Source organism: Streptomyces longwoodensis (assembly GCF_001514125.1).
Lineage (GTDB): Bacteria > Actinomycetota > Actinomycetes > Streptomycetales > Streptomycetaceae > Streptomyces > Streptomyces longwoodensis.
This window is the reverse complement of sequence record NZ_KQ948549.1, coordinates 509,459-533,787: the sequence shown is the minus strand read 5'-3', so window position 1 is coordinate 533,787 and position 24,329 is coordinate 509,459. Positions and strand designations below refer to the sequence as shown.

Sequence of the window (24,329 nt, the reverse complement as noted above, 5' to 3'; positions counted from 1 at the left end):
AGCGAGGGATGACCATGGCCGAGGCGCACGGCTCCACCCACGAGGTGGTCGCCGGGAAGTACCGGCTCCTCGACGTCGTGCACCAGGAGACGCACCGCGTCAGCTGGTACGGCGAGGACACCGACGGCGGGGAGCGGGGCCGCCCCTGTCTGGTGACCTGGACCCGGCTGCCCCCGGACACCGGCGAGGAGGACATGCGCCGGGCCGCCGAGCGGGTGGTGCGCATGTCGCGGACGATGGCCCGGCTGTGCCCCGGCCGGATCGCCGCCGTGCTCGACGCGGTCGTGGAGCGCACCGCGCTGTGGACCGTCACCGAGTGGATCGACGGCCGGCCGCTGGGCCAGCTGATGGAGCAGGAGGGCGCGTTCCACCCGGTCCGGGCGGCGGCCGTCGGGCTGGAGGTCCTCGAGGTGCTGGAGGCCGCCCACGCCCAGGGCATCACCCACGGCGAGCTGAGTCCCGGTCAGGTGTTCGTGCGGGACCGGGGTCCCGTGGTGCTGACCGGCTTCGGCCTCGCCGGGGCGGGGCTCGTGCCGCGGGTCGCCGCGCCGTCGTACGCCTCGCCCGAGCAGGCCCGCGACGAGCGGATCGGGCCCGCCGCCGACCTGTGGGCCCTCGGCGCGATGCTGTACGCGATGGTCGAGGGCCGGCCCGCGTACCGGGACCGCGACCGGCCCGAGGCGACCCTGCGGGGCGTCGACCGGCTGCCGTTGCGCACCCCGCTGCGCGCGGGTCCGCTCGGCCCGACGGTGCAGGGCCTGCTGCGCAAGGACTCCCGGGAGCGGCCGAACCGGGCCGAGGTGCGCGCGGCGCTGGCCCGCGTCCTGGACGCCGACCCGCACGCGCTGTCCGCGCGCGGGCTGCGGCGGGCGTACGTGGCGGCGCGCCGGGCGGGCCCGCGCCGCGGTGGCCGGGTGATGGCGGTGGGCACCGTGCTGGCCGTCGTGACCGTGGCGGTGGCCGCGCTGGCCGTGACGCGGCAGCTGCCGGGCACCGCAGACCGGGCGTCCGGCGGCGGCCCGGGCCGGGCGTCGGCCTCGTCGCCCCCTTCCCCCGCCCCGTCGCCCTCCGCCCCATCGCCCTCCGCTCCGGACCCGTCCGGGTCGGCCCCGTCCGCCACGGCCGCCCCGGCCACGCCCTCCTCAGGGCCGTTCGCGTCCACCGGCCCGGCCCCGGCGCCCTCGGGCGGCGCCCTCCCGGCCGGCTTCACGCTGTACCGCGCCCCCGAGGGCTTCGCGGTCGCGTTGCCCGACGGCTGGCGGCGCCTGGACACCGCGCGCCAAGACGGCCTCGCCTACCGGGTCACCTTCGGCGCGCCGGACGACCCGCGCACGCTCGCGGTCACCTACAGCGAGCGCGTCGGGCCGGACCCGGTCGCCGTGTGGCGGGAGGACGTCGAGCCCGGGCTCCGGCAGCTCGCCGGGTTCCGGCGCCTCGGGGAGATCCGGGCGACGACGTACCAGGGGTACCGGGCCGCCGACATGGAGTGGCTGACGGACGTCGGCGGGACCCGGGTGCGGACCTTCGGCCGGGGGTTCCTGCTCGGCGGCAACCGCGGCTTCTCGCTGCGCTGGACCACGCCCGCCGGGGACTGGGACCGCCCGGGGAACGAGCGGGCCCTCGCCACCGTCCTGCGGACGTTCCGGCCGGGCGGGACCTGAGAACAGCGGGCGCGTGCCCCGTGCTCAGCTCGGCGCAGCCATCCGGTGCAGCGCCGGGCCGTGCAGCGGGGTGGTGTCCCAGCGGGCGCTGAGCGTGCGGTCGGGCAGGGTGCAGGTCAGGCGCAACCGGTGCGGGGTCTCCAGGAACACCACGTCCACGGCGAGGCGGTCGCCGTCGCTCCAGCCACCGCTGACCGCGAGGGGCAACGGCCGTTCGGACACGGACCAGCCGCCCGCGCCGAGCCCCAGCTCCAACGGCCGGCCGGCCTCGGTGAGGGTCACCGTCCAGCCGTCAGGACCCGGCGCGACCACGGCGCCGGTCAGGCCGGGCACGTCGGCGCACCCCCCGTCGCCCGGGGTGAACGCGGCGCCCGACCAGGCCTCGGCCCGGTCCGGCGGTGCGGTCTTGCCGGACACGGGTGCCAGGGCGAGTCCGGCCAGGCGCTCGGCCAGGGCGGCCTCGGCGTCCTCGCGCCCCGTGACGGGGGCGGTCCGGAAGGCGGGCAGCAGGTGGTCCCAGACCAGCCGCAGCAGGCCCTGGGTGTCCACGGCCGCCGCGGTCAGCGCGACCACGGCGTCGTGCTCGGGCAGCACCAGCGCGAACTGGCCGTAGGCGCCGTCGGCGCGGTAGCCGTGCCGGGAGCGCCAGAACTGGAAGCCGTAGCCCCGGTCCCAGTCCTGCCGGTCGCCCTCGCCGTCGCCCATCGCCCCGGCCGTCGCGACGTGTTCCCGCGTGGCCTCGGCGACCCACCGCTCGGACAGCAGCCGCCGTCCCCGCCACTCCCCCCGGCCCAGGTACAGCTGGCCGAGCCGGGCGAGCGCGTCGGTCGGGGCGTGCAGGCCGCTGAAGCCCAGCTCGCGGCCGGAGCGGTCGCGCAGCCAGGCGACGTCGCCGATGCCCAGCGGGTCGAGCAGCCGGGGGCGCAGGTACGCGGTGAGGGGTTGTCCGGTGACGCGCTGGACGATCGCGGCGAGCGCGTAGGTGGCGGGCTGGTTGTAGGCGAAGACCGTGCCCGGGTCGTGGTCGGGCGGCAGCAGCAGGAAGCCGCGCACGAGGTCCCCGGGGTCCAGGGCGCGAGCCCGGTCCAGGGTCTCGTCGGCGTGCCCGCTGGCCATCGCCGCCACGTGCCGGACGCGCAGCGCGCGGCTGCGCGGGTCGGTGATCCCGGCGTCCAGCTCGGGGAAGTACGACAGGACCGGGTCGTCGAGGCGGACCAGTCCCTCGTCGACGGCGAGACCGGCGGCCGTGGCGGTGAAGCTCTTGCTGACCGAGTACAGCAGCTGTCGGCGCTCCGGCGTGTACGGCGCCCACCAGCCGGCGGCGACGAGGTGCCCGTGACGCAGGACCATCAGGCTGTGCGGCTCGATGCCGGGGGCCGTCTCGACCGCGTCGAGGAAGGCGAGGACACCCGAGGCGTCGACGCCCTGGGCGCCGGGGGTGCTCTGGGGGAGTGTCATGCCCACATCCTCACGCGGACGGCGGGGCGGTTTCGACGGGGGTGCCGTGTGAGATGCGCCGGATCCGCGCCGGGCCGGGCCGTTTTCCCCCGCCCCGGTCCGGGGACTCGGGGCCCATGGTGCGAATCGGATACACGATGATGACCGAGCAGGCGGGCCCCCGTGAGCTCGTCGGGCACGTGGTGCGGGCCGAGGAGGTCGGGTACGACTTCTCGGTGACCTCGGACCACTACTTCCCGTGGCTGCGCGCGCAGGGCCACGCGCCGTACGCCTGGAGCGTCCTGGGGGCCGCCGCGCAGGCGACCACGCGCATCCCGCTGATGACCTACGTGACCTGTCCGAGCGTCCGCTACCACCCGGCCGTCGTCGCGCAGAAGGCGGCGACCATGCAGCTGCTGTCCGGCGGCCGGTTCCGGCTGGGCCTCGGCAGTGGGGAGAACCTCAACGAGCACGTGGTGGGCGGCGGCTGGCCGGCCGTGGACGTGCGGCACGAGATGCTCGAGGAGGCCGTGGAAATCATCCAGGCGCTCTTCAAGGGCGGCCACGTGACGCGGCACGGCACCCACTTCGACGTCGAGTCGGCCCGGCTGTGGGACCTGCCGGACGAGCCGCCGCCCATCGGGATCGCGGTCTCCGGCGAGCAGTCCTGCCGACTGGCCGGGCGCTTCGCGGACCTGGTCATCGCCACCGAGCCCAAGGCGGGGCTGCTGGAGGCGTTCGACCGGCACGGCGGCGCGGGCAAGCCCCGGGTGGGCCAGCTCCCGGTCAGCTTCGACACCGACCGGGAGACGGCCGTGAAGCGGGCGCACGCGCAGTTCCGCTGGTTCGGCAGCGGCTGGAAGGTGAACGCCGAACTGCCCCACCCCGACTCGTTCGAGGCGGCCACGCAGTTCGTGACGCCCGACGACGTGGCCGCGTCCATCCCGTGCGGCGACGACCCGGACGCGTTCGTGGAGGCCGTACGGCCCTACGTGGAGGCGGGGTTCGACGAGGTCGCGCTGGTGCAGATCGGCGGGGACGCGCAGGAGCCGTTCCTGGACTGGTCGGAGAAGACCCTGCTGCCCGCGCTGCGTGAGGCCTTCGCCTGAGGGACGGCCGGGCACGGGGGGGGTGCGGCGGCGGGGGCCGGCTGAGTAGCCGTACTCATGCCGCCACCGCGGCGCCGCCGTCTCGGTGCTGGTCCTCGGGCGGCTGCACGACCGGCAGCTCGCCGCGCTGGACCGCTGACCGAGGCGCCGCCGCGTCCGCACCGGGCGCGGCGGCGCCGGCGGGTCACTGCGAGGTGTAGCGGCGCCGGGTCCACAGCGGCAGGATGAACCAGCACAGGCCGTACCAGGCGACCACGGCGGCCACCAGGTAGGGCACGAAGGCGTCGTGGGTGGCGACGCGCAGGATGAGCAGCAGCGAGGCGGTCATGGTGGCCAGCAGCAGGAGCAGGCCGACCACGGTCAGCCGGGACGCCCACTGCACCGCCTGCGGCTTGACGCGGCGGCCGGAGACCAGGCGGTGCAGCGACACCGGGCCGATCAGGGCGCCGGTCGCACAGGCGCCGAGGACCACGGTGACGATGTAGATGACCTGGTCCACGTCCTCCAGGCGGGCGTAGCGCGGGGTGAACACGACGGTCAGCAGGAAGCCGAAGAGGATCTGCACACCGGTCTGGGCGACGCGGATCTCCTGGATGAGTTCGCCCCACATCCGGTCGGCGCGCTCCTCCTCGGTCTCGTTGCGCCCTCTTCTTCGTTCGGCGTCGTTGCCTATGACCGTCACGGTGCGTCCTCCCCGGGTTCAGAGCCTGTTCATCTGCCCTACCGCCTACCCCGTGGACGCGGTTCCTCTCGTCGGCCGGCGGCCGTTCCCGGCGAGCTGCCGGGGCCGGCTACCAGCGGCCCTCGACCTGGTCCTTGATGCGCCGCTCGTACAGGTCCCGCACGGCGGCGAGGGTCTCCTCGGACAGCTCGGGCAGCCGGGCGGCGGCCGCGTTGGCGCGGGCCTGCTCGGGCGAGCGGGCACCGGGGATCACGGTGGTGACCCCGGGCTGGTCGATGATCCACCGCAGGGCGAGCTGGGCCGGCGTGTACCCCTCGGGGGCGAGGGCGGAGAACTCGACGGCGGCCTCGACGCCGGTCTCGTAGTCGACGCCGGAGAAGGTCTCGCCCTGGTCGAAGGACTCGCCGTGCCGGTTGTAGGTGCGGTGGTCGTTCTCCGGGAAGACGGTGTCCTTGGTGTACTTGCCGGACAGCAGCCCGGAGGCCAGCGGCACGCGCGCGATGATGCCGACGCCGGCCGCGCGGGCCGCGGGGAGCACCTCGTACAGGGGCTTCATGCGGAACGGGTTGAGGATGATCTGCACGCTGGCGACGCCGGGCCGGGCGATCGCGGTGAGCGCCTCGGCGGCGGTCTCGACGCTCACGCCGTAGTGGGCGATGCGCTCCTCCTCGACGAGGGTGTCGAGGGCGTCGAAGACCTCGTCGGAGGAGTAGACGGCGGTGGGCGGGCAGTGCAGCTGGACCAGGTCGATGCGGTCGACCCCGAGGTTGCGGCGGGAACGGTCGTTCCAGGCGCGGAAGTTGTCCAGCACGTAGTTCTCGGGGACCTGCTCGACGCGGCGGCCCATCTTGGTGGCCACCATCACGTGCAGGTCGGGGCGGCCGCTGAGGAACGCGGCGATGGTCTGCTCGCTGCGCCCGTCGCCGTAGACGTCGGCGGTGTCGAAGAAGGTCACCCCCGACTCGGCCGCCGCCTCCAGGACGGACAGGGCCTCCTTGTCGTCGACGTCGCCCCAGTCGGCGCCCAGCTGCCAGGTGCCGAGGCCGACGACGGACGCATGCTGACCGGACCTACCGAATGCGCGCTCTTCCATGGCGCCAGTCTGTCACCCGCGGGGTGGCGGCGCGGCACCGGCCGGTCCGCCCGCGGGCCCGCCCGTGAGGTGGGCCTGCACCGTCGGGCCGTAGCGGTCGACGATCGACTCGGTCGGCAGGGCGCGCAGCTCGTCGCCGCGGGCGAGGCCGTACATCACGCCGAGACCGAGGACGGCGGCCACGGCGAGTTCGGCGCGTACGGCCGCGTCGGCGCCGTCCAGCCGGGCGGTCAGCCGCTCGGTGACCTGGGTGCGGAAGTTGGCGCGCAGGATGTCGCCCTGCTCGCCGTGGAGCGGGGCGAAGGCGATGCGCAGCAGCGGGTCGGCGCCGCGCTCGCGCTGGCTCGACACGACGTGCCGCACCATGTGGCGGCCGAGCTCCGCCACGGGGGCGTCCAGCAGCGCGTCGGCGTCGGCCTCGAAGGACATCACCCGGGCGAACAGGGCGTCCTTGTTGCCGAAGTACTTCAGGATCAGCGGCGGGCTCACCCCGGCCCGCTCGGCGACCGCCTTCAGGGTGATGTCGGCGTGCGCGTGCCGGGCGAGGAGGTACCGGACGGCGCGCAGGATGGCCGCCTTGGTCGCCTCGGCGTCCCGGCGGGCGGAGGCGGGAGCGGGCGGGGAGGCGGCGGTCGGCGCGCCGGACGCGGCGGGGCCGTCCGCCCGCGCCGTGGGGGGTGGGGTGCTCACGGCACTCATGCTCCCTCCCTCACGTCCTCCGCGACGGCCGGGGTGGCGCTCCGCTTCCGGCGGGGCTCCTCGGGCCGCGCGTCCCCGGGGATGGTCAGCGCCACCGCCGAGGCCACGAGGGCGACCGCGCCCGCGATGCCGAAGGCGAGCAGGTAGCCGCGCAGGGTCGGCACCGGCAGTCCGCCGACGGGGCTGGTGTGGTGGACGAGCACCGCCGCGACGACGGCGCTGGAGGCGGCCTGGCCGATGGTGCGCATCAGGACGTTGACGCCGTTGGCGGAGGCCGTCTGGCCGGCCGGGACGGCCTTGAGGATCAGGGACGGCAGGGCCGAGTAGGCCAGTGAGGTGCCGGTCGCGACGACGGTCGCCCCGACGATGATCATCACCAGGTCGCGGCTGTCGGCGATGCGCACCGCGTACCCGGCGGCGATGACGGCCGCGCCGAGCGCGAGGGTGACGCGGGGGCCGCGCACCGCGGAGATGCGGGCGGACAGCGGGGCGAGCAGCAGCATGCACAGGCCGCTGGGCAGCAGGCACAGTCCGGTCTCCACGATGGACAGGCCCAGGCCGTACCCGCTGGCCTCGGGCGCCTGCACCAGCTGGGCCGTCGCCAGGGTGTTGGCGTAGAAGGCGAAGCCGGTGAACAAGGCGGCCAGGTGGGACAGGCCGACGCGCGGCCGGGACACCAGCCGCAGGTCCACCAGGGGCTGAGCGGCGCGCAGTTGCTGCCACGCCCAGAGGGCGAGGACGGTGACGGCCGCGACGACGAGACCGAGGATCCGGGTGCTGGTCCAGCCCCACTGGCCGCCCTGGGAGACGGCGAGGAGCAGGCAGATCAGTCCGGCGGCCAGGCCGAGCGCGCCGGTGACGTCGAAGCGGCCGGGCTCGCGCACGGGTGACTCGGGCACCGCCCAGCGGATGAGGGCGACGCCGGAGGCGCCCAGTGCGGCCGTCATCCAGAACATCACGTGCCAGTTGCTGTACTGCACCACGACGGCCGCCGCGGGCAGTCCGAGCGCGGCGCCGATGCCGACGGTGGAACTCATCATGGCGACGGCCGAGCCCCGGCGCTCGGGGGGCAGTTCGTCGCGCAGGATGCTGATGGACAGCGGGACGACGGAGGCGGCCGCGCCCTGCAGGGTGCGGGCGGCGATCAGCACGCCGATGTCCGAGGTGAGCGCGCAGGTCACCGAGCCGGCGGTCATCAGGGCGAAGGAGGCGAGCAGCACGCGCCGCTTGCCGTACATGTCGCCGGCGCGCCCGAGGACCGGGGTGAGGACGGCGGCCGACAGCAGCTGGGCGGTGACCATCCAGGACACGGTCGCGGCCGTCGAACCGGTCAGCCTCGGCAGGTCCGGCAGCAGGGGCACGACGACCGTCTGCATGACGGCCATGAGGGTGCCGCAGTAGGCCAGCACCGGGACGGTGAGCCGGGCCCGCAGCCCGCCGGTGGCGGCGGGCGGGGCGGATATCGGGGCGGGCGACGCCATGCGCACTCCAGCGGCCGGGGCGGGGAAAACAGGTGAATGGTGATTCACCAAGGTTTTCACCCTATCGGTGAATCGTCATTCACCCAAGCGGGGTGCGGGCCAGGCGGGGTCCCAGCCAGCGCTTCAGGCGGCGCAGGGACTCCAGCTGTCCGGCCGCCCGGTCGAGGCGGTAGTACAGCTGGGGCGGGACGTGGGGCAGCAGCGGCGAGTGGCGCTGGCCGAGCAGGGCGAACATCCGCTCCGGCGGGAGGTCGATGTAGCGGGTGAGGTTCTCGTACCACTGGGCGCTGTGGCGGGCGGCGCTCTGGGCGGGCAGCAGGGCGGCCTTGCGGACGCGCTCGTAGGCGGCGAGCGCCTCGGGCAGTCCGTCGTGCGTGCGCACCGCGTCGGCCAGGGCCATGGCGTCCTCCAGGGCGAGCGTGGTGCCGGCGCCGATGGAGTAGTGGGTGGTGTGGGCGGCGTCGCCGAGCAGGACCAGGTTGCCGTGGTGCCAGGTGCGGTTGGTCAGGGTGCGGAAGGTCGGCCACTGGGCGGCGCCCCCGCCCGAGGAGCGACCGACGAGGGGGCGGCCGTCGAGGACGTGCGCGAACAGCTTCTCCAGGGTGGCGAGCCCCTCCGCCTCGTCGGCCCGGTCGAGGCCGAGCCCGGTCCAGGTCTCGGGGGCGCACTCGATCACGCAGGTGCTCCGCTCGGGGCTGTAGGCGTAGCCGTAGCACCAGATCCAGCCGTGGTCGCTCTCCACGAAGGCGAAGGTGAAGGAGTCGAACACGTGGGGGGTGCCGAGCCAGAGGTAGCGGTTGCGGCCGGGGGTGAGGCGGGCGCCGAAGTGGTCGGCGTGCGCGGTGCGCAGGGCGCTGTGGACGCCGTCCGCGGCGACGACCAGGTCGGCGTCGGGGACTGTGTCCGGGGTGATCCCGTCCTCGTACCGCAGGTGCACGCCGAGGGAGCGGGCGCGGGCGGCGAGGATCTCCAGCAGGCGGTGGCGGCCGATGCCGTGCCCGGTGTCGCCGGGTTGCCGGGTGGCCAGGTCGCGCACGTGGGCGACGCCCTCGCTCCAGCGCACGGAGCTCTCGGCGACGGCCCGCGCGGACACGGGGTCGTGGGCGTGGAGCTTGTCGAGCAGCTCGCGCCAGTAGGTGACGCCCCAGCCGTACGTCGAGCCCTCCGGGTCGCGTTCGTGGACGGTGATCTCGTAGGCGGGGTCCTGCAGCTTGAGCAGGATCGAGAGATACAGGCCGGCGGGCCCGCCGCCGACGCAGGCGACCTTCACGCGCACCCCTTGCATTACCTGACGTGGTCGATTGACGACGCAGGGTAGCAGGCGGATCGCGTCACTTTCCGCGCGTGACCCACGCCACCGGCGCCTGCGGGGCGGACGAAAGATCATCGGGGACAGCGCTTGCGCCGGAAGGAATTGCCCGCTCCGCATCCCCGCGACCCCCGCGCACGCCAAGATCATCTTCATTCAAGGTTGCACTGGTTGTGGGTGATTGTCCTGATCGCAGCCAACCGGTTCCGGGAGATTTCTCCCGCCCTCCACCCGGCCGGTAGGCAGACGGGGTCGCTGTTCCCACCGCACCCCAGGAGGTCCCGCATGTCCGGACTCACCCGCCGCCGCGCGCTCGGCGCCGCGGCCGCGCTCACCTCGGCCGCGGCCGTCACCGCCGCCGTCGTCACCCCGGCCTCGGCCGCCGGGCGGGGCCACGGCCACGACACGTCCACCGGTCCGGCGGGCGGCCACGACCACGGCGCGCCCGCGCCGTTCGACGAGGTCTACCGGGGGCGCCGCATACAGGGCCGGCCGGTCGCCGCGGGCGAGCACCACGGCGGTCACCACGGCGCCGGGTACGCCGTGTTCGTCGACGGCGCCGAGCTGCACGTGATGCGCAACGCCGACGGCAGCTGGATCAGCGTGGTCAGCCACTACGACCCGGTGCCCACCCCGCGGGCCGCCGCCCGGGCCGCGGTCGACGAGCTCCAGGGCGCCCCGCTGCTGCCGTTCCCCGCCAACTGACCGCCGTAGCGGCCGAAGTGACCCCGAACCGGCCGTACGGGCCATACGAGCCCTCCGCCGCACCGGCCCCGCACCAGCCGCACGACCCGTATGACCCGTCCGGCCCGTCCGATCCGTCCGCCCCCTCCGCACCTCGGGAGCACCGCACATGACCGTCCGCAAGAACCAGGCGACCCTGACCGCCGACGAGAAGCGCCGCTTCGTCGCGGCCGTCCTGGAGCTCAAGCGCAGCGGCCGTTACGACGCCTTCGTCACGACGCACAACGCCTTCATCATGGGCGACACCGACAACGGCGAGCGCACGGGCCACCGTTCGCCGTCGTTCCTGCCCTGGCACCGCAGGTTCCTGCTGGAGTTCGAACGGGCGCTGCAGTCCTTCGACGCCTCCGTGGCGCTGCCCTACTGGGACTGGACCGCCGACCGCTCCCCGCGGTCCTCGCTGTGGGCGCCGGACTTCCTCGGCGGCACCGGACGCAGCCTCGACGGGCGGGTGACGGACGGTCCGTTCGCCGCCGCCACCGGCAACTGGCCCGTGTCCGTGCGGGTGGACGGCCGCACCTACCTGCGGCGGGCGCTCGGCGCCGGGGTGCGGGAGCTGCCGACCGGGTCCGAGGTGGAGTCGGTGCTGGCGATGGCGACGTACGACAGCGCGCCGTGGAACAGCGCCTCGGACGGGTTCCGCAACCACCTGGAGGGCTGGCGGGGCGTCAACCTGCACAACCGGGTCCACGTCTGGGTGGGCGGCCAGATGGCCACCGGGGTCTCCCCCAACGACCCGGTGTTCTGGCTCCACCACGCCTACGTCGACAAGCTCTGGGCCCGGTGGCAGCGCCGGCACCCCGGTGTCGGGTACGCCCCGACCGCCGGCACGCCGCAGGTCGTCGACCTGCACGAGACGATGAAGCCGTGGGACGACACGACCCCGGCCGACCTGCTCGACCACACCCCGCACTACACCTTCGACACCGACTGACACCGACTGGCGTACGGGAAAGCGGGGTTGGGCCGCGGCACGTCGGGTACCCGCCCCGGACCACACTCGAGACGAAGGAGGGGACGACCCACATGTCACAGGTCGAGGAATCCATCGAGGTCGACGTGCCGGTGCACACCGCGTACAACCAGTGGACGCAGTTCGAGACGTTCCCCGAGTTCATGAGCGGCGTGGAACGCATCGAGCAGCGCACCGACACCCTGACGCACTGGGTGACCAGTGTGAACGGGGTGCACCGCGAGTTCGACGCCGAGATCACCGAGCAGATCCCGGACGAGCGGGTCGCCTGGACCACGGTCTCCGGCGACGCCCGTCAGGCCGGCGTCGTGACGTTCCACCGGCTCGACGACGCCCACACCAAGGTGATGCTGCAGATGCAGTTCCAGCCGGAGGGCGTCACCGAGTCCGTCGGCGACAAGCTGGGGTTCGTGAAGCGGCAGACCAAGGGCGACCTGGAGCGCTTCAAGAAGTTCATCGAGTCCCGCGGCAGCGAGACGGGCGGCTGGCGCGGCGCCGTGATCTGACCGGCGCCACGGGTCACCCGGCGGCCGCGGTGCGGCACTCCGGGTGGCCCCAGCCCTGGTCGTTCTTGGCGATCGGCTCACCGGCCGCGTACGGGCGGCCGCACACGCAACGGCCGGGGAACTTTGCCTTGATGGTGCGCGCCGACGCCCCGCCGCCGCGCTGCCGGGCCGCCCCCGCCTTGGCGGGCCGGCGCTTGGCGGCGCCCGCGGCGGGGGTGTCCGGTGACGGCGGCGGCTCCGGGGAGCCGAGGTCGCTGCCCGCGGGCTCCTGCACCACGGCGGCCTGGCTGGCGGCCCGGTCGGCGAAGTCGTTGAGCCGGTCGCCGTCGACCTGGTGGGCGGGGACGTAGCGGAAGTCGACCGAGCGGCCCTGGAGCAGCTCGTCGATGCGCACCACCAGCTCCTGGTTGGCGACCGGCTTGCCGCCGGAGGTCCGCCAGCCGTTGCGCTTCCAGCCGGGCAGCCAGGTGGTGACGGCCTTCATGGCGTACTGGGAGTCCATCCGGACCTCCAGCGGCACCGCCGGGTCGGTGGCCGCCAACAGGCGTTCCAGCGCGGTCAGTTCGGCCACGTTGTTGGTGGCCCGGCCGAGCGGCCCGGCCTCCCAGCGGTCCGGGACCTCGGCGTCGTCGGCGACCACCCAGGCCCAGCCGGCCGGTCCCGGATTGCCCTTCGACGCCCCGTCGCAGGCGGCCACAACACGTTCAACCATGCGCACGATCATGCCACGGCCAGGGCGGGCGCCCGGCCGTGCGGAGCGGGCCCGGCCAGCCCCGGACCACGAGCGGGGCCGGCCGGGCCTGAGGCATTCCCGCCCCGACGCGCGGGCGCCCTGGGGCAAGTTCGGGAGCGGGACCTAGGAGACCTCGGTCATCTTCGGCATCTCGCCCTCGGTGGCCGTGACGTCGATCACCGAGAAGCTCGCGCCCTGCGGATCGCTCAGGGCCGCGAACCGTCCGAAGGGGCTGTCGACCGGACCGAACCGCAGCACACCGCCGAGTTCGGTGGCGCGGGCGACGGCGTCGTCGACGTCCGGGACGGTGAAGTACACGTTGACGTACGGCGGCACCTCGGGCGGGAACTCCTCGGTCATCGCCATCCGGCCGAGCACGCTGTTCTCGCCCAGGTCGTAGATCCGGAAGTCCATGGCCTCGTCCTCGATGCGCTTGGTCCGGTACGGGAAGACCGCCGGGAAGAACGCGTCGGCCTTCTCGGGCTCCCGGGTGAAGACCTCGGCCCAGCAGTAGGCGCCGGGCACCGCCGTCGCCTCGAAGCCCTCGTGGCGGCCGCCCTGCCAGATCCCGAAGGCCACGCCGCCGGGGTCGCGGGCCAGGCACATGGTGCCGAAGTCGCCGACGCGCATCGGTTCCATCAGCACCTCGCCGCCGTTCTCGCGGATCTTCGCCGCGGTGGCGGCGGCGTCCGGCGAGGCGAGGTACAGGCACCACTGCGACTGCCCCTCCTGCCCCGGCATCGGCGGGACGACGGCGGCGACGGCCTTGCCGTCGGCGTAGGCCTGGGTGTAGTTCCCGTACTCCGACGTCGACTCCCCGAAGGTCCAGCCGAGCACCTCACCGTAGAAGCGCTTGGCGCCCTCCAGGTCGGTGAACATCGCGTCGGCCCAGCACGGGGTTCCCTCTGGTTGCACGGCCATGGCGGCGGCCCTTCCACTGAGACGGGTGGTCCGCTTCCTCACGCGGTCCGCTTCCTCACGCTAGCCACGCCCGCGCGGGACCGCGCGCCGAGCACGCGGACCGTCGCGGACGCGGGGACGCCGACCCCGGGCGCCGCTGCCGGGCCGGAGCCGGCGGACGGCCGCGATGCGGGGCGAAATCCGTTCGACAGCAAGGGAGTTCCGGGCTGGAATGGGCCGGATGTGTGCTGTGAGGATGCGTCCCGACGAGATCGACCTGGACGCCGCGCTGGTCCGTCGGCTGGTCGCCGCGCAGTTCCCGCGGTGGGCGTCGCTGCCCGTGTCGCGGGTGACGTCGTCGGGCACCGAGAACGCCATGTTCCGCCTCGGCGACGACAAGGTCGTCCGGCTGCCCCGGTACCCCGGCGCGGTCGACGGCGTGGCGCACGAACGGCACTGGCTGGCCCGGCTGGGGCCGCGGCTGGCCGTGCCCACGCCGACGCCGCTGGCCCTGGGGGAGCCGGGCGAGGGGTTCCCGTGGCCGTGGTGCGTCTACGGCTGGCTGGACGGCCGCAATCCGGTCGCGGGCGCGCTGGAGCGCCCCGGGGAGCTGGCCGCCGACCTCGGGGCGTTCGTGGCCGGGCTGCGGCGGCTCGACCCGGCCGGGGGCCCGGCGAACCACCGGGGCGTTCCGCTCGCGCGACGGGACGGCGACACCCGGGCGGCCCTCGCTCAGCTGGCGGGGCGGATCGACACCGCCGCGGTGACCGCCCGGTGGGAGGAGGCGCTGCGGGCGCCCGGGCACACCGGCGCTCCGGTCTGGGCGCACGCCGACCTCTCCCCCGGCAACGTGCTGGTCGCCGGGGGCCGGCTGGCGGCGGTCCTGGACTTCGGCTGCGTGGGCGTGGGGGACCCGGCCGTCGATCTGATCGTGGCCTGGAACCTGCTGCCCGCTGCGGCGCGGGGCGCCTTCCGGGAGGCGGTCGGCGCGGACGACGCCGAGTGGGCCCGGGGCCGGGGCTGGGCGCTGTCGATCTCGCTGGTCCAGCTGCCGTTCTACTGGGAGACCAATCCGCCGCTGGCGGAGAACTCCCGGCACGTGATCAGGGAGGTCCTGGCCGAGCCCCGGTGAGGCGGAGCGCCGCCCGGACGGTCACTCGCCGTCGTAGGCCCGCTGGAGGGCGGCGATGTCCAGCTTGCCCATCGTCATCATGGCGTTCATCGCGCGGGTGGTCTTCTCCCGGTCGGGGCCGGCGATCATCTCGCTGAGGACCTTCGGCGTGACCTGCCAGGACACTCCGAAGCGGTCCTTGAGCCAGCCACAGGGGCCGGGCTGCCCGCCGCCCTCGGTGAGCTTGCTCCAGTAGTAGTCGATCTCCTCCTGGTCGTCGCAGTCGATCTGGAAGGAGACGGCCTCGCTGAACGTGAACTCGGGGCCGCCGTTGAGCGCCACGAACCTCTGGCCGTTGGCCGTGAAGTCGACCGTCAGGACGGTCCCGGCGGGCCGGGGGGCTCCCTCGGTGTAGTACGTGGTGGTGCCGGTGCTGGAGTTCTTGAAGACCGAGACGTAGAACTGCGCGGCCTCCTCGGCCTGGGTGTCGAACCAGAGACACGTGGTGAAGCCGTCGGCGGTCATGGGCTGCCTCCTGGGTGCGGGACGCGGAACGCGGTCATCTGTGTCGACCGGTCCGGGCGGCGGAACTCATCGGCCGGACGCCGGTCTCCTCCGGCGCCGCCCGGCCGGGCCGGGCGCTCTGCCGTCGGCGAATCTGCCGACGGCAGGGAAGTCCCCGCGGCGGCCGGGTCCGGCCCGAGAGTGGGGCGCACGGCGACCACCCGCCGTGTCCGACCCGCGACCCGAGGAGCTTCCATGTCCCCACTCTCCGCCGGCCGGCCGCCGGCCGCGCCGCCCCGCGCCGAGGAGGGCGACACCGCGCCCACCCGCTTCGACGACCAGCTCGCCGCGCAGCTCCTGGGCCAGCGCATCGTGCTGCTGGGCACCCAGGTCGACGAGGTCTCCGCCAACCGGGTCTGCGCCCAGCTGCTGATCCTGTCCGCGGAGGACCCGCGCACCGACATCAGCCTGTACGTCAACAGCCCGGGCGGCTCGGTCCACGCGGGCCTGGCCATCTACGACACCATGCAGCTCATCCCCAACGACGTGTCGACCCTCGCCATGGGCTTCGCCGCGAGCATGGGCCAGTTCCTGCTGAGCGTCGGCGCGCCCGGGAAGCGCTACGCGCTCCCCCACGCGCGGATCATGATGCACCAGCCGTCGGCGGGGATCGGCGGCACCACCGCGGACATCGAGATCCAGGCGGAGAACCTGGAGTTCACCAAGCGGACCATCGAGCGGATCACCGCGGAGCACACCGGGCAGAGCCCGGAGACCATCGCCCGCGACGGCGACCGCGACCGCTGGTTCACGGCCGAGGAGGCCAAGGAGTACGGCATGGTGGACCACGTCGTCACGTCGCTCGCCGACGTGCGCCCGGCGGCCACCCGACGACGGACGGGGCTGTGACATGGGGAGCTACACGATCCCGAACGTCATCGAGCGCACCCCGCAGGGCGAGCGGTCCTTCGACGTGTTCAGCCGGCTGCTGAACGAGCGCATCATCTTCCTCGGCACCGACATCGACGACGGCGTCGCCAACGTGGTGATCGCGCAGCTGCTGCACCTGGAGTCGGCGGCGCCGGAGCACGAGATCGCGATCTACATCAACTCGCCCGGCGGCTCGTTCACCTCACTGATGGCGATCTACGACACGATGACCTTCGTGCAGGCGCCGATCTCGACGTTCTGCGTCGGGCAGGCGGCCTCGACGGCGGCCGTGCTGCTGGCCGGCGGGGACCCCGGGCGGCGGTTCGTGCTGGAGCACGCGCGCGTGCTGCTCGGCCAGCCCGCGAGCGGCGGCAGCCGGGGCACGGTCGCCGATCTCTCCCTGCAGGCCAAGGAGATGGTGCGAATCCGCGCGCAGGTGGAGGAGGTGCTGTCCCGGCACACCCACCACGACGTGGCGACGCTGCGGGCCGACATGGACCGCGACAAGGTGTTCACCGCGCAGGAGGCCGTGGCCTACGGGCTGGCCGACGAGGTCCTGAGCCGGCGTCTGGTGACGGTCTGACCCACGGCCCGACCGGCCCCCCGGAACACGGCACCGGCCGCCCGCATCCACTGCCGGGCGGCCGTACCCGCGTCAGGCGGCCAGGCAGAGCCCGCCGTGCGGCGTCCGGTTCGCGGTGCGACCGCGGGCCGGGCGGCGGGCGAGGTCGCCCTGCACCCGGGTGAGCAGGTCGGAGAGGGTGAGGCCGAGGGCGTGCGCGGCGGCGGCGAGGACCTCCGAGGACGCCTCCTTGCGGCCGCGCTCGACCTCCGAGAGGTACGGCATGGAGATCCGGGCCGCGTCGGCGACGTCCTTCAGGGTGCGTTCCTGGGCCTGGCGTTCACGGCGCAGCGCGTCTCCCACCAGGTCGCGCCACAGGGGCTCCCTGGCGGGGGGCGTGCCGGTCCCCGGGCGCCCGGCGGGCGGGCGCAGCGGGATCACTCGGGCTTCGTCGGTCGCTCGCTCGGTCATTGCTCCAGCCTAGGAGCGGTCACCCTGAGGGGAAGCCCCTGACATTCCGCCCTCGGTGGAACCGGACGAATCGCCCGCCGTGGCGGGGTCGGCCACCGCGGCGGCCGGCTGCTTCGCGGCGCCGCCGAGGGCGGCGCGGTCACCGAGGCGGAGCAGCGCGCGGACCCGCTTGCCGACCGGGACCCGCTCGGCGCTCACCTCGGCCGCCAGGGCGTGCACGATCTCCAGACCGTGCCGGCCGATCCGCCGGGGGTCCTTGGGGTAGCGCATGGGCAGGGCGTCGCTGCTGTCGTACACGGACACCGTGAGGGTGCTGTCGGTGCCCTCCAGCTCCAGGATGTACGGACCGTTGCTGTGCCGGTCGGCGTTGGTGACCAGTTCGCTGACGACGAGCATGACCTCGCCGTCGGTGCGCTCGTCGATCCCGGCGCACCACTCCTGCCGCAGCTGCTCGACGAAGCGCGCCGCGAAGGCGCGGGCTTCGGCGATGCAGCCGGGCTCACCGGTGTAGTGCGCGGCGCGCCGCAGGGGTTCCACGGGCACGTCGAAACCAGTCGGTATCACTGCCCCGTCCAGTTGCTCGGTCATGCTGTTCTCTCTGGGAGGCCTCACCTGGCCGGATGCTGTTGCACCTGAGCTGGTACCCCGTGCCGCGCATTGCACTCCCGTGCACTTCACGTGCGCTGCGTCACGTCGCCCGGGAGACGCGGGACACCCTGCGCACGGTACCGTCCGGTCCCGTCAGGACGCCGGTGGGGGCTCGGCGGAGGAGCCCGGGGCGGCCGGGGAGACCGGGGCCTCGGGGGCCGACTGGGGTGAGCTGCCGCCCTGCGACGGGGGCTTCTCGGGCGGGGAGACGACGGAGTCGCCCGTCTTGGGCTCGCTCGACGACGAGTCCGGGGGCGGCGGGGGCTCGGGCGGCGCCGGGGGCTTGCTGCTCGGGGACGAGGAGGACGCGCCGGGCGAGGTGGACCCGGACGTCGAGGGACTGCTGCTCGACGAGGACGGGCCGCTCGACTCGCCGGACGGGGAGACGCTCACCGGGGGCGAGGGGTGCGTCGGGGGCGGTGCCGGCCGGTCGTGGCGCCCGGTGTCCCCACGGGGCCGGGCGATCCACCCGTGGTGCTCGGGGTCGTAGAGCACGAAGACGTCCACGGCCCGGGGTGCGGGGGTCACCACGACGACGTTCGCCGGGCTGTACGACGGCCAGGAGTCACCGGTGGGCCTGGGCGTGGTGCTCTGCGGCACGGGCGGGGTCAGCGGGTTGCCGCAGGCGCAGCGCACGCGGGGCAGGCCGCGGGCGTCGACGAGCACGGCGGTGCCGGCCTGGAGGACGGCCTGGTAGCCGGTGGCGGCGCCGTCGCGGTAGCCGTGGTTGGTGACGCGGGTGTCCATGCGCAGCTGCACCGGGGTCAGGCCGCGCAGGTAGGCGGGGACGCCGGAGGGCGTGACACCGGCCACCGAGGCGAAGGCCTCGTTCTTGGTGGCGTCGGCGCCCAGGGAGCGGATCTGCTTCTCGACGTCGCAGGCGGAGAGGTGGCGGGTGCCGCCGTAGAGACCGGCGGAGCCGCCGTCGACGCCCCGGACCTCGTTGGTGGGGGCGGTCGCGGCGGTCGGCGGGACGGAGACGGGCGGGGCGGAGTTGTCCTCGGCGGTGGACTCGGTGAACGGGTCCGGGCCGGTCTTGCCCGCGGCCTGGAGGAAGACCTCGCCGCCGCTGCCCGAGCCGCCGCCGGAGCGGCCGAGGACCAGCGCCACGGCGACCGCGGCCACCACGACGGCGGTCAGCACGGCGACGCGGGGTGCGGACCTCCACCACGGCCGGTGCGGCGGGGTGCCGCCGGAGTCGCCGCCCGGGGGGCCGCCGGGGGGCTGGGAGGGCGGGCCCGACGGTGGCTGGGAGGGACCCGACAGGGGGCCCGAGGGTGGTCCGGTGGGGCGGCCGGAGAACGGCGGTTCGGCGCTCACGAGCTTCTCCCGGCGTGGTCTCCTGCGGGAAAGTCCCGAGGACGTTCCGGGGGATTCACCCGCCTTTGTTCCGCTTCATTCCATTGTGTGCTCCGGTGGAGTGGTGCCCGCAAGCGGACGGGGCGCCCGGACGCCTCTCCCGGCGGGCGGGCGGGCGAGGTGCTGCCTAGCGTGGCTGACGTGAGTCACCCCCGCTCCCCCGCACCGGCGGTCGCACCGGCCGCCGCCCGCCACGGCTGGGTCCACGCGCTCGTCACCGCCCTGGCGTGTCTGCTCTCCATGCTCGGGGTGGCCGCGCTCGGGCTGTGGGCGGCCGGGGCGGCCGACCTGCCGGACGGCGCCTTCCCGCGCGTGGTCGCGGCGACCGTCGTCACGTCCGTCGGCGGGAGCGTCGAGCTGTCCGGGAGCGCGGGCGACCTGGCGGGCAGCAAGGGCGGGCTGACCGTGGTCCCGCTGTCCGTGACGCTCACGGGGGCGTTGGTGCTGGCCGCCGGATTCCTGCGCCCGCTGCGTCACCGGGCGGTCGCCGGCGCCGGGGAACTGGCCGGGTGGGCGCTGCGCGTCGCCGTGCTGTGGCTGCTCGGCCTGCTGGCCCTCGCCCTGGCGGCACGGCAGACGTTCTCGGTGTCCCTGGGCCGCAGTGAACTGGACGACCTCGGCGAGCTGTTCGGCGTCACCCCGAGGGTCGGCTTCACCACGGACGTGCCGCTCAGCCTGTTCGTCGGGCTGGTGTGGTGCGCCGGGGTGCTCGTGCTGGCGCTGCTGGTGGCGCCCGGGGCCCCGCTGCCGCGGCGGCTGCTGCGGTTCCAGCAGTCGGTGCGTCCGGCCGCGTACGCGATGGTGGCGCTGCTGCTGGCGTACGTCGCGCTGGGCGTCGTCGTCGGCGTCGTCGTGCTCCTCACCCGCGGGCATCCGGCGCAGACGCTGGCGGTGCTCCTGCTGGGCCTGCCCAACCTGGTGTGGCTCGCGCTCACCCTGGGGCTCGGCGTCACCTGGGAGGGGCGCGTGGACGGCCCGTTCGGGCTGCCGATGCCGCACGTGCTGGACGAGGTGCTGCGCGGCCCGGACACCGCCACCCTGAACCTGCGCACGCTCGCCGAGCACGACGGCCGGACCTGGTGGCTCCTGGTCGTCGCGGCCGTGCTGGTGCTGACCGCCGCGTTCCTGATGGCGTCCCGGTCACCCACCCGGACCCGGCTGTGGCAGCACGCGCTGCACATGGCGGTGGCACTGGTGCTCACGGTCCTCGCGGTCTGCCTGCTGGGTCGGCTGTCCGCGCACTTCGGCCTGTCGGTGCTCGGCATCGGCGACCTGGGCGGCGGCCTGTCCGGACGGCTCTTCCTGCGTCCGCACCTGTGGACGGCCCTGGGTCTGGCCGCCCTGTGGGGGCTGGTCACCGGCTGCCTGGGCGGCCTGCTGGCACGCGGGGTCCGGCGGCGGTAGCGGCCGGGGTCCGCAGGTCAGGGGTACCGGCCGACCACCGGCTGCGCCCAGCGCGGCGGGGGTCTCGGACCGTTCCGGGGCACGGGCCGGCCGGCCGGTTCGGTGAGGGGGTGGCGCCGGGCCCGGTCGTCGCGTCCGGCGGCCCGCAGCTCGGCGACGAAGGCCAGGCAGGTGTCGTGGCGGGCCTCGGGGGTCTTGGCCAGGGCCCGGGCGAACACCGCGTCGATCCCGGCGGGCAGTCCGGGCCGGGACGCGCTGGGCGGGGGCGGGTCGTCGTACTGGTGGGCCCACAGCAGGGCCATGTCGTCGTCGCGGCGGAACGGCGGGTGGCCGGTGAGGCACTCGTGGACCACACAGGCGAAGCCGTACACGTCGCAGCGGGCGTCGACCGGCTTGCCGGAGATCTGCTCGGGGGCGACGTAGTCGAGGGTGCCGACGAACTGACCGACCGTGGTGAAGCCGGTCAGCGACAGGGACTTCTTGGTCAGGCCGAAGTCGGTGAGGTAGACGTGCTCGGGGTGGTCGCTGTCGGTGCCGCGCGCGACGAGGATGTTGCCGGGCTTGACGTCCCGGTGCACCAGGCCGTGCTCGTGGGCCGCGTCCAGCGCGGAGGCGACCTGGGCGGCGATGCGCACCGCCGTCGGCAGCGGCAGCGGGCCCTGGCGGTCCAGGAGGTGGCGCAGGTCGCTGCCCTCCACGTAGCGCATGGCGATGTACAGCACGCCGTCGGTCTCGCCCGCCTCGAAGATCGGCACGATGTGCGGGTGGTCGATCGCCGCGGCCACCCGGGACTCGTGGGTGAAGCGCCGACGGAAGGTGTCGTTGCGGGCGAGTTCGGGCGCGAGCAGCTTCAGCGCGACGGTGCGGTCCAGGCGCAGGTCGCGGGCCCGGTAGACGACGGCCATGCCGCCGCGGCCCAGTTCGCCCTCGATGCGGTAGCCCGCGACCTGCCGGCCGACCAGTTCGGAGGGCCGCCCGGAGAACAGGTCCGACTCGTGGGCCATCAGGGCCCCTCCGCACGGGCGGCCGTCCCGGCTCCGGCGGCCCGTCGGCGTGGACCGGCCGCCGTGGCACCCCCGCGGCGCGCGGTCACGGCTCCCCGTCCGGGGTGACGACGCGGGTCGGGGCGTAGCCAGGGGCGGCGGGGCGCTCGCCCGGCTCCTCGTCGGTGGCGTAGGTGCTCAGCGCGGTGCCGTCGCCGTACGCCCAGCGGCCCTGGACGGCGTCGTAGAGCCAGACCGACTCGCCGTCGACGACCACGCCGATCCGCACGCCCTGGGTGCGGCGGCGGAAGTCCTCCCCGTCGAGGGTGCCGCGGGCCACCTCCTCGACGGCGGCCCGGTACCGGGCGAGGGCCTGCTCGGCGCGGGCCAGCAGCGGGCGCGGGTCCTCGGTGGCGGTGAGCGGGCCGCCGGGGGCGGGCGGGTCCTGCGGTACGGCGATCAGGTGGCGGCCGTCGACCCAGGCGGACCAGCCGTTGGAGCACAGCACCTGGGCCCAGTCGCCGCGCCGTTGGAGGAGCTGGACCGGCAGCAACGGGTCCAGGGGCACCGTCGGCCGGGCGGGGTCGGGTGCCTCCCAGGCGGGCGTGCCACGCCCGGGCACGACGTGCGTCGGCCGGAATCCGGGGGTCGGCAGCGTCATGGGGGCGGCCTACTTCCGCATGATCGCGGGCTCGTGGCGGCGCAGCAGCCGCGAGACGACGAAGCCGAACACGAGGGAGAGCACCACGAGCATCCCGACGTCGAGCAGCCAGACCGCCGCCCGGTGCTCGAACAGCGGGTCGTCGGTCAGCTTGCCGGGCACGATCCGGGCCAGGCCGAGGGTGCCGGCCATGGCGCCGAGCGCCCAGCGGGCGGGCACCAGCCAGGACAGCTGCTCCAGGCCGGGCACGCCGTGCAGCTGCAACAGGGCGCCGCAGAACACCACTTGGACGATCGCCAGCAGCACAAGCAGCGGCATGGTGACCTCCTCCTTGGTCACCAGCGCGGACACCACCAGGCCGAGCATCATCGCCGTGAACGCCAGCAGGGCGACGGCCACGGTGATCTCGACGAGCGGCGGCATCAACACGCCTTCGCCGCCCGGTGCGTTGAGGTCCACGCCGAGCAGGGCGACCAGGGTGAGGACGACGGCCTGCACCACCGTGACCGTGCCGAGCACCACCACCTTCGACAGCAGGTACGCCGACCGGGACAGCCCCACGGCCCGCTCCCGCCGGTAGATGACGCGCTCCTTGACCAGCTCGCGCACGGCGTTGGCGGCCCCGGTCAGGACACCGCCGACGCACAGGATCAGCAGCGCGTTCATCACGCTCTCGCGGGTGAGCGCGCTGCCGGCCAGGGCGCGGGCCATCGCGCCCATCACGAACGGCAGGGCGATCATGATGACGAGGAAGGTGCGGTCGGCGCTCAGGGCGGAGGCGTAGCGGCGCACGAGCGTGCCGAGCTGGGCGCCCCGGCTGCGCGGGCGCGGCGGCGGCAGCATGATCACCGGGCCCTCGCGGGGCAGCGGCGGCTGGGCGCTGGCGTCGACGACGTACTGCCGGCGCAGCGGCGAGGCGCGGTACTCCCCCGCCCAGTCGCGGTCCCGGTCGCGCTCGAACGCTTCGAACGCCTCGGGCCACTCGGCGAACCCGAAGAAGCGCAGGGCGTCCTCGGGCGGGCCGTAGTAGGCGGTGCGGCCGCCTGGCGCGAGGACCAGCAGGCGGTCGCACACGTCGAGGCTGAGGACGCTGTGGGTCACCACGATGACGGTGCGGCCGTCGTCGGCGAGGCCCCGCAGCATGTGCATCACCGAGCGGTCCATCCCCGGGTCCAGGCCGGAGGTCGGCTCGTCGAGGAAGAGCAGCGAGGGCTTGGTGAGCAGCTCCAGGGCGACGCTGACGCGCTTGCGCTGGCCGCCGGAGAGGCTGTGCACGGGCTGGTCGGCGCGCTGTTCCAGGCCCAGTTCGCGGATGACCTCCTCGACCCGCGCCCGGCGTTCGGCCTTGGCGGTGTCCTGCGGGAAGCGCAGCTCGGCGGCGTAGCCGAGGGCGGCGCGCACGGTGAGCTGGGCGTGCAGGATGTCGTCCTGCGGGACCAGTCCGATGCGCTGGCGCAGCTCGGCGTAGTCGCGGTAGAGGTCGCGGCCGTCGTAGACGACGGTGCCGTGGTCGGCGGGGCGCTGGCCGGTGAGGGCGCCCAGCAGGGTCGACTTGCCGGCGCCGCTCGGCCCGACCACGGCGAGCAGGCACTTCTCGCCCACGGGGAAGGACACGTGGTCGAGGAGGGTCTTGCGGCCACGGTCGACGGCGACGGTGAGGTCCTGCACGTCCAGGGAGACCTCGCCGGTGTCGACGTACTCCTGGAGGGTGTCGCCGACCAGGCTGAACGCGGAGTGGCCGATGCCGACGACGTCGCCTGCGCGGACCGGGGCGCGCTCGACCGGGCTGCCGTTGAGGTAGGTGCCGTTGTGGCTGCCCAGGTCGACGATCTCGTAGGTGCCGTCGGGCCCGGCGCGCAGTTCGGCGTGCCTGCGCGAGACCACGAGGTCGTCGATGACGAGGTCGTTGTCGGCGGCGCGGCCGATGCGCACGGTGCGGGCGGGCAGCGGCCGGACGGTGGTCGGCTGCCGGAAGGTGCCGGTGAGCTCGGGCATCGAGACGGCCGAGGGGCGTTCGGCGGGCGGCGGGGTCCGGCCGAGGAGCGTGGCGCGGGGGCCGTCGCCCGGGCTGCCGAAGCGGATCTCGCAGCCGGGTCCGACGTCCCACTCGTGGACGCGCCGGCCGTCGGCGTAGGTGCCGTTGGTGCTGTGCTCGTCCAGCAGCGTCCAGTGGTCGCCGTCGGGGCGCAGCACGGCGTGGTGCCAGGAGACGCGGGCGTCGTCGAGGACGACGTCGCTGAGCGGGTCACGGCCCACGTGGTAGGCGTGGCCCGGGGTCATCACGGTGGAGCCCGACTCGGTCTCCAGGACCAGTTCGGGCGCCGTCGAGGCGACCGGCCGCTCCGCCATGCCCGAATTCTATCGATTCG

At 74.6% G+C, this 24,329-nt stretch carries 23 protein-coding genes and 1 pseudogene; 9 read left to right on the top strand and 15 right to left on the bottom strand.

The window, feature by feature from the left end; all coding sequences use genetic code 11:
• Positions 1-8 precede the first annotated feature (8 nt).
• Entirely contained in the window at positions 9-1,661 is a 1,653-nt protein-coding gene (locus AQJ30_RS02410) for a serine/threonine protein kinase (protein ID WP_067228084.1), read from the top strand.
• A gap of 24 nt (positions 1,662-1,685) precedes the next feature.
• Here AQJ30_RS02410 and AQJ30_RS02405 read toward each other — a convergent pair whose 3' ends face one another.
• On the bottom strand, positions 1,686-3,119 hold the full coding sequence (locus AQJ30_RS02405) for a serine hydrolase domain-containing protein (protein ID WP_067228082.1): 1,434 nt from the start codon (positions 3,117-3,119) through the stop codon (positions 1,686-1,688).
• A gap of 116 nt (positions 3,120-3,235) precedes the next feature.
• Between AQJ30_RS02405 and AQJ30_RS02400 the strand changes: the two genes are divergently transcribed.
• Complete coding sequence (locus AQJ30_RS02400; RefSeq protein WP_067228081.1) at positions 3,236-4,207, top strand: LLM class F420-dependent oxidoreductase; 972 nt, start codon at positions 3,236-3,238, stop codon at positions 4,205-4,207.
• A gap of 184 nt (positions 4,208-4,391) precedes the next feature.
• Here AQJ30_RS02400 and AQJ30_RS02395 read toward each other — a convergent pair whose 3' ends face one another.
• From AQJ30_RS02395 to AQJ30_RS02375, 5 genes are all read right to left on the bottom strand, one after another.
• The gene (locus AQJ30_RS02395) at positions 4,392-4,889 is read right to left on the bottom strand and encodes a DUF6328 family protein (RefSeq protein WP_211278913.1); all 498 of its coding nucleotides are present in this window, start codon (positions 4,887-4,889) and stop codon (positions 4,392-4,394) included.
• A gap of 109 nt (positions 4,890-4,998) precedes the next feature.
• On the bottom strand, positions 4,999-5,982 hold the full coding sequence (locus tag AQJ30_RS02390) for an aldo/keto reductase (protein ID WP_067228078.1): 984 nt from the start codon (positions 5,980-5,982) through the stop codon (positions 4,999-5,001).
• Between the two features lie 12 nt (positions 5,983-5,994).
• The gene (locus AQJ30_RS02385; RefSeq protein WP_067228076.1) at positions 5,995-6,681 is read right to left on the bottom strand and encodes a TetR/AcrR family transcriptional regulator; all 687 of its coding nucleotides are present in this window, start codon (positions 6,679-6,681) and stop codon (positions 5,995-5,997) included.
• Complete coding sequence (locus tag AQJ30_RS02380; RefSeq protein ID WP_067228074.1) at positions 6,678-8,162, bottom strand: MFS transporter; 1,485 nt, start codon at positions 8,160-8,162, stop codon at positions 6,678-6,680. Before AQJ30_RS02380 ends, AQJ30_RS02385 begins: the two co-directional genes overlap by 4 nt.
• A 79-nt stretch (positions 8,163-8,241) precedes the next feature.
• The gene (locus AQJ30_RS02375) at positions 8,242-9,432 is read right to left on the bottom strand and encodes an FAD-dependent monooxygenase (RefSeq protein WP_211278912.1); all 1,191 of its coding nucleotides are present in this window, start codon (positions 9,430-9,432) and stop codon (positions 8,242-8,244) included.
• Between the two features lie 324 nt (positions 9,433-9,756).
• On the opposite strand from AQJ30_RS02375, the gene melC1 reads away from it, so the two are divergent.
• From melC1 to AQJ30_RS02360, 3 genes are all read left to right on the top strand, one after another.
• Positions 9,757-10,176, top strand: a complete 420-nt coding sequence (gene melC1, locus AQJ30_RS02370; protein ID WP_067228070.1) for an apotyrosinase chaperone MelC1 — start codon at positions 9,757-9,759, stop codon at positions 10,174-10,176.
• A gap of 148 nt (positions 10,177-10,324) precedes the next feature.
• On the top strand, positions 10,325-11,149 hold the full coding sequence (gene melC2, locus AQJ30_RS02365; RefSeq protein ID WP_067228068.1) for a tyrosinase MelC2: 825 nt from the start codon (positions 10,325-10,327) through the stop codon (positions 11,147-11,149).
• A gap of 92 nt (positions 11,150-11,241) precedes the next feature.
• Complete coding sequence (locus AQJ30_RS02360; protein WP_067228067.1) at positions 11,242-11,694, top strand: SRPBCC family protein; 453 nt, start codon at positions 11,242-11,244, stop codon at positions 11,692-11,694.
• Positions 11,695-11,707: 13 nt separating this feature from the next.
• On the opposite strand, the gene AQJ30_RS02355 is transcribed toward AQJ30_RS02360, so the two are convergent.
• The gene (locus AQJ30_RS02355; RefSeq protein WP_067228065.1) at positions 11,708-12,418 is read right to left on the bottom strand and encodes a ribonuclease H family protein; all 711 of its coding nucleotides are present in this window, start codon (positions 12,416-12,418) and stop codon (positions 11,708-11,710) included.
• Between the two features lie 132 nt (positions 12,419-12,550).
• A complete protein-coding gene (locus AQJ30_RS02350; RefSeq protein ID WP_067228063.1) occupies positions 12,551-13,348 on the bottom strand; it encodes a VOC family protein in 798 nt (265 codons plus the stop codon).
• Between the two features lie 235 nt (positions 13,349-13,583).
• Between AQJ30_RS02350 and AQJ30_RS02345 the strand changes: the two genes are divergently transcribed.
• A complete protein-coding gene (locus AQJ30_RS02345) occupies positions 13,584-14,459 on the top strand; it encodes an aminoglycoside phosphotransferase family protein (RefSeq protein WP_245726773.1) in 876 nt (291 codons plus the stop codon).
• Between the two features lie 21 nt (positions 14,460-14,480).
• Here AQJ30_RS02345 and AQJ30_RS02340 read toward each other — a convergent pair whose 3' ends face one another.
• A complete protein-coding gene (locus AQJ30_RS02340) occupies positions 14,481-14,963 on the bottom strand; it encodes a VOC family protein (protein ID WP_067228062.1) in 483 nt (160 codons plus the stop codon).
• A 234-nt stretch (positions 14,964-15,197) separates the two neighbouring features.
• Between AQJ30_RS02340 and AQJ30_RS02335 the strand changes: the two genes are divergently transcribed.
• Together AQJ30_RS02335 and AQJ30_RS02330 are read left to right on the top strand one after the other, a co-directional pair.
• A complete protein-coding gene (locus AQJ30_RS02335) occupies positions 15,198-15,851 on the top strand; it encodes an ATP-dependent Clp protease proteolytic subunit (protein ID WP_067228060.1) in 654 nt (217 codons plus the stop codon).
• 1 nt (position 15,852) lies between these two features.
• Entirely contained in the window at positions 15,853-16,455 is a 603-nt protein-coding gene (locus tag AQJ30_RS02330) for a ClpP family protease (protein WP_067228058.1), read from the top strand.
• Between the two features lie 72 nt (positions 16,456-16,527).
• Here AQJ30_RS02330 and AQJ30_RS02325 read toward each other — a convergent pair whose 3' ends face one another.
• The 3 genes and pseudogenes from AQJ30_RS02325 to AQJ30_RS02315 all read right to left on the bottom strand — a co-directional run bounded on the left by AQJ30_RS02325 (position 16,528) and on the right by AQJ30_RS02315 (position 18,873).
• The gene (locus AQJ30_RS02325; protein ID WP_067228057.1) at positions 16,528-16,905 is read right to left on the bottom strand and encodes a helix-turn-helix domain-containing protein; all 378 of its coding nucleotides are present in this window, start codon (positions 16,903-16,905) and stop codon (positions 16,528-16,530) included.
• 138 nt (positions 16,906-17,043) lie between these two features.
• A pseudogene (locus AQJ30_RS02320) lies at positions 17,044-17,493 on the bottom strand (ATP-binding protein); the annotation flags it as partial.
• Between the two features lie 153 nt (positions 17,494-17,646).
• A complete protein-coding gene (locus AQJ30_RS02315; protein ID WP_079083724.1) occupies positions 17,647-18,873 on the bottom strand; it encodes a DUF6777 domain-containing protein in 1,227 nt (408 codons plus the stop codon).
• A gap of 180 nt (positions 18,874-19,053) precedes the next feature.
• Here AQJ30_RS02315 and AQJ30_RS02310 point away from each other — a divergent pair, with 180 nt between their 5' ends.
• Positions 19,054-20,316, top strand: coding sequence for a streptophobe family protein (locus tag AQJ30_RS02310; protein WP_067228892.1), 1,263 nt, complete (start codon positions 19,054-19,056; stop codon positions 20,314-20,316).
• 17 nt (positions 20,317-20,333) lie between these two features.
• On the opposite strand, the gene AQJ30_RS02305 is transcribed toward AQJ30_RS02310, so the two are convergent.
• From AQJ30_RS02305 to AQJ30_RS02295, 3 genes are all read right to left on the bottom strand, one after another.
• Positions 20,334-21,320: a serine/threonine-protein kinase gene (locus tag AQJ30_RS02305; protein ID WP_067228054.1), complete on the bottom strand. Its 987-nt coding sequence runs from the start codon at positions 21,318-21,320 to the stop codon at positions 20,334-20,336.
• 85 nt (positions 21,321-21,405) lie between these two features.
• Positions 21,406-21,954: an SH3 domain-containing protein gene (locus AQJ30_RS02300; RefSeq protein ID WP_067228889.1), complete on the bottom strand. Its 549-nt coding sequence runs from the start codon at positions 21,952-21,954 to the stop codon at positions 21,406-21,408.
• 15 nt (positions 21,955-21,969) lie between these two features.
• Positions 21,970-24,309, bottom strand: coding sequence for an ABC transporter ATP-binding protein/permease (locus tag AQJ30_RS02295; RefSeq protein ID WP_067228052.1), 2,340 nt, complete (start codon positions 24,307-24,309; stop codon positions 21,970-21,972).
• Between the last annotated feature and the right edge of the window lie 20 nt (positions 24,310-24,329).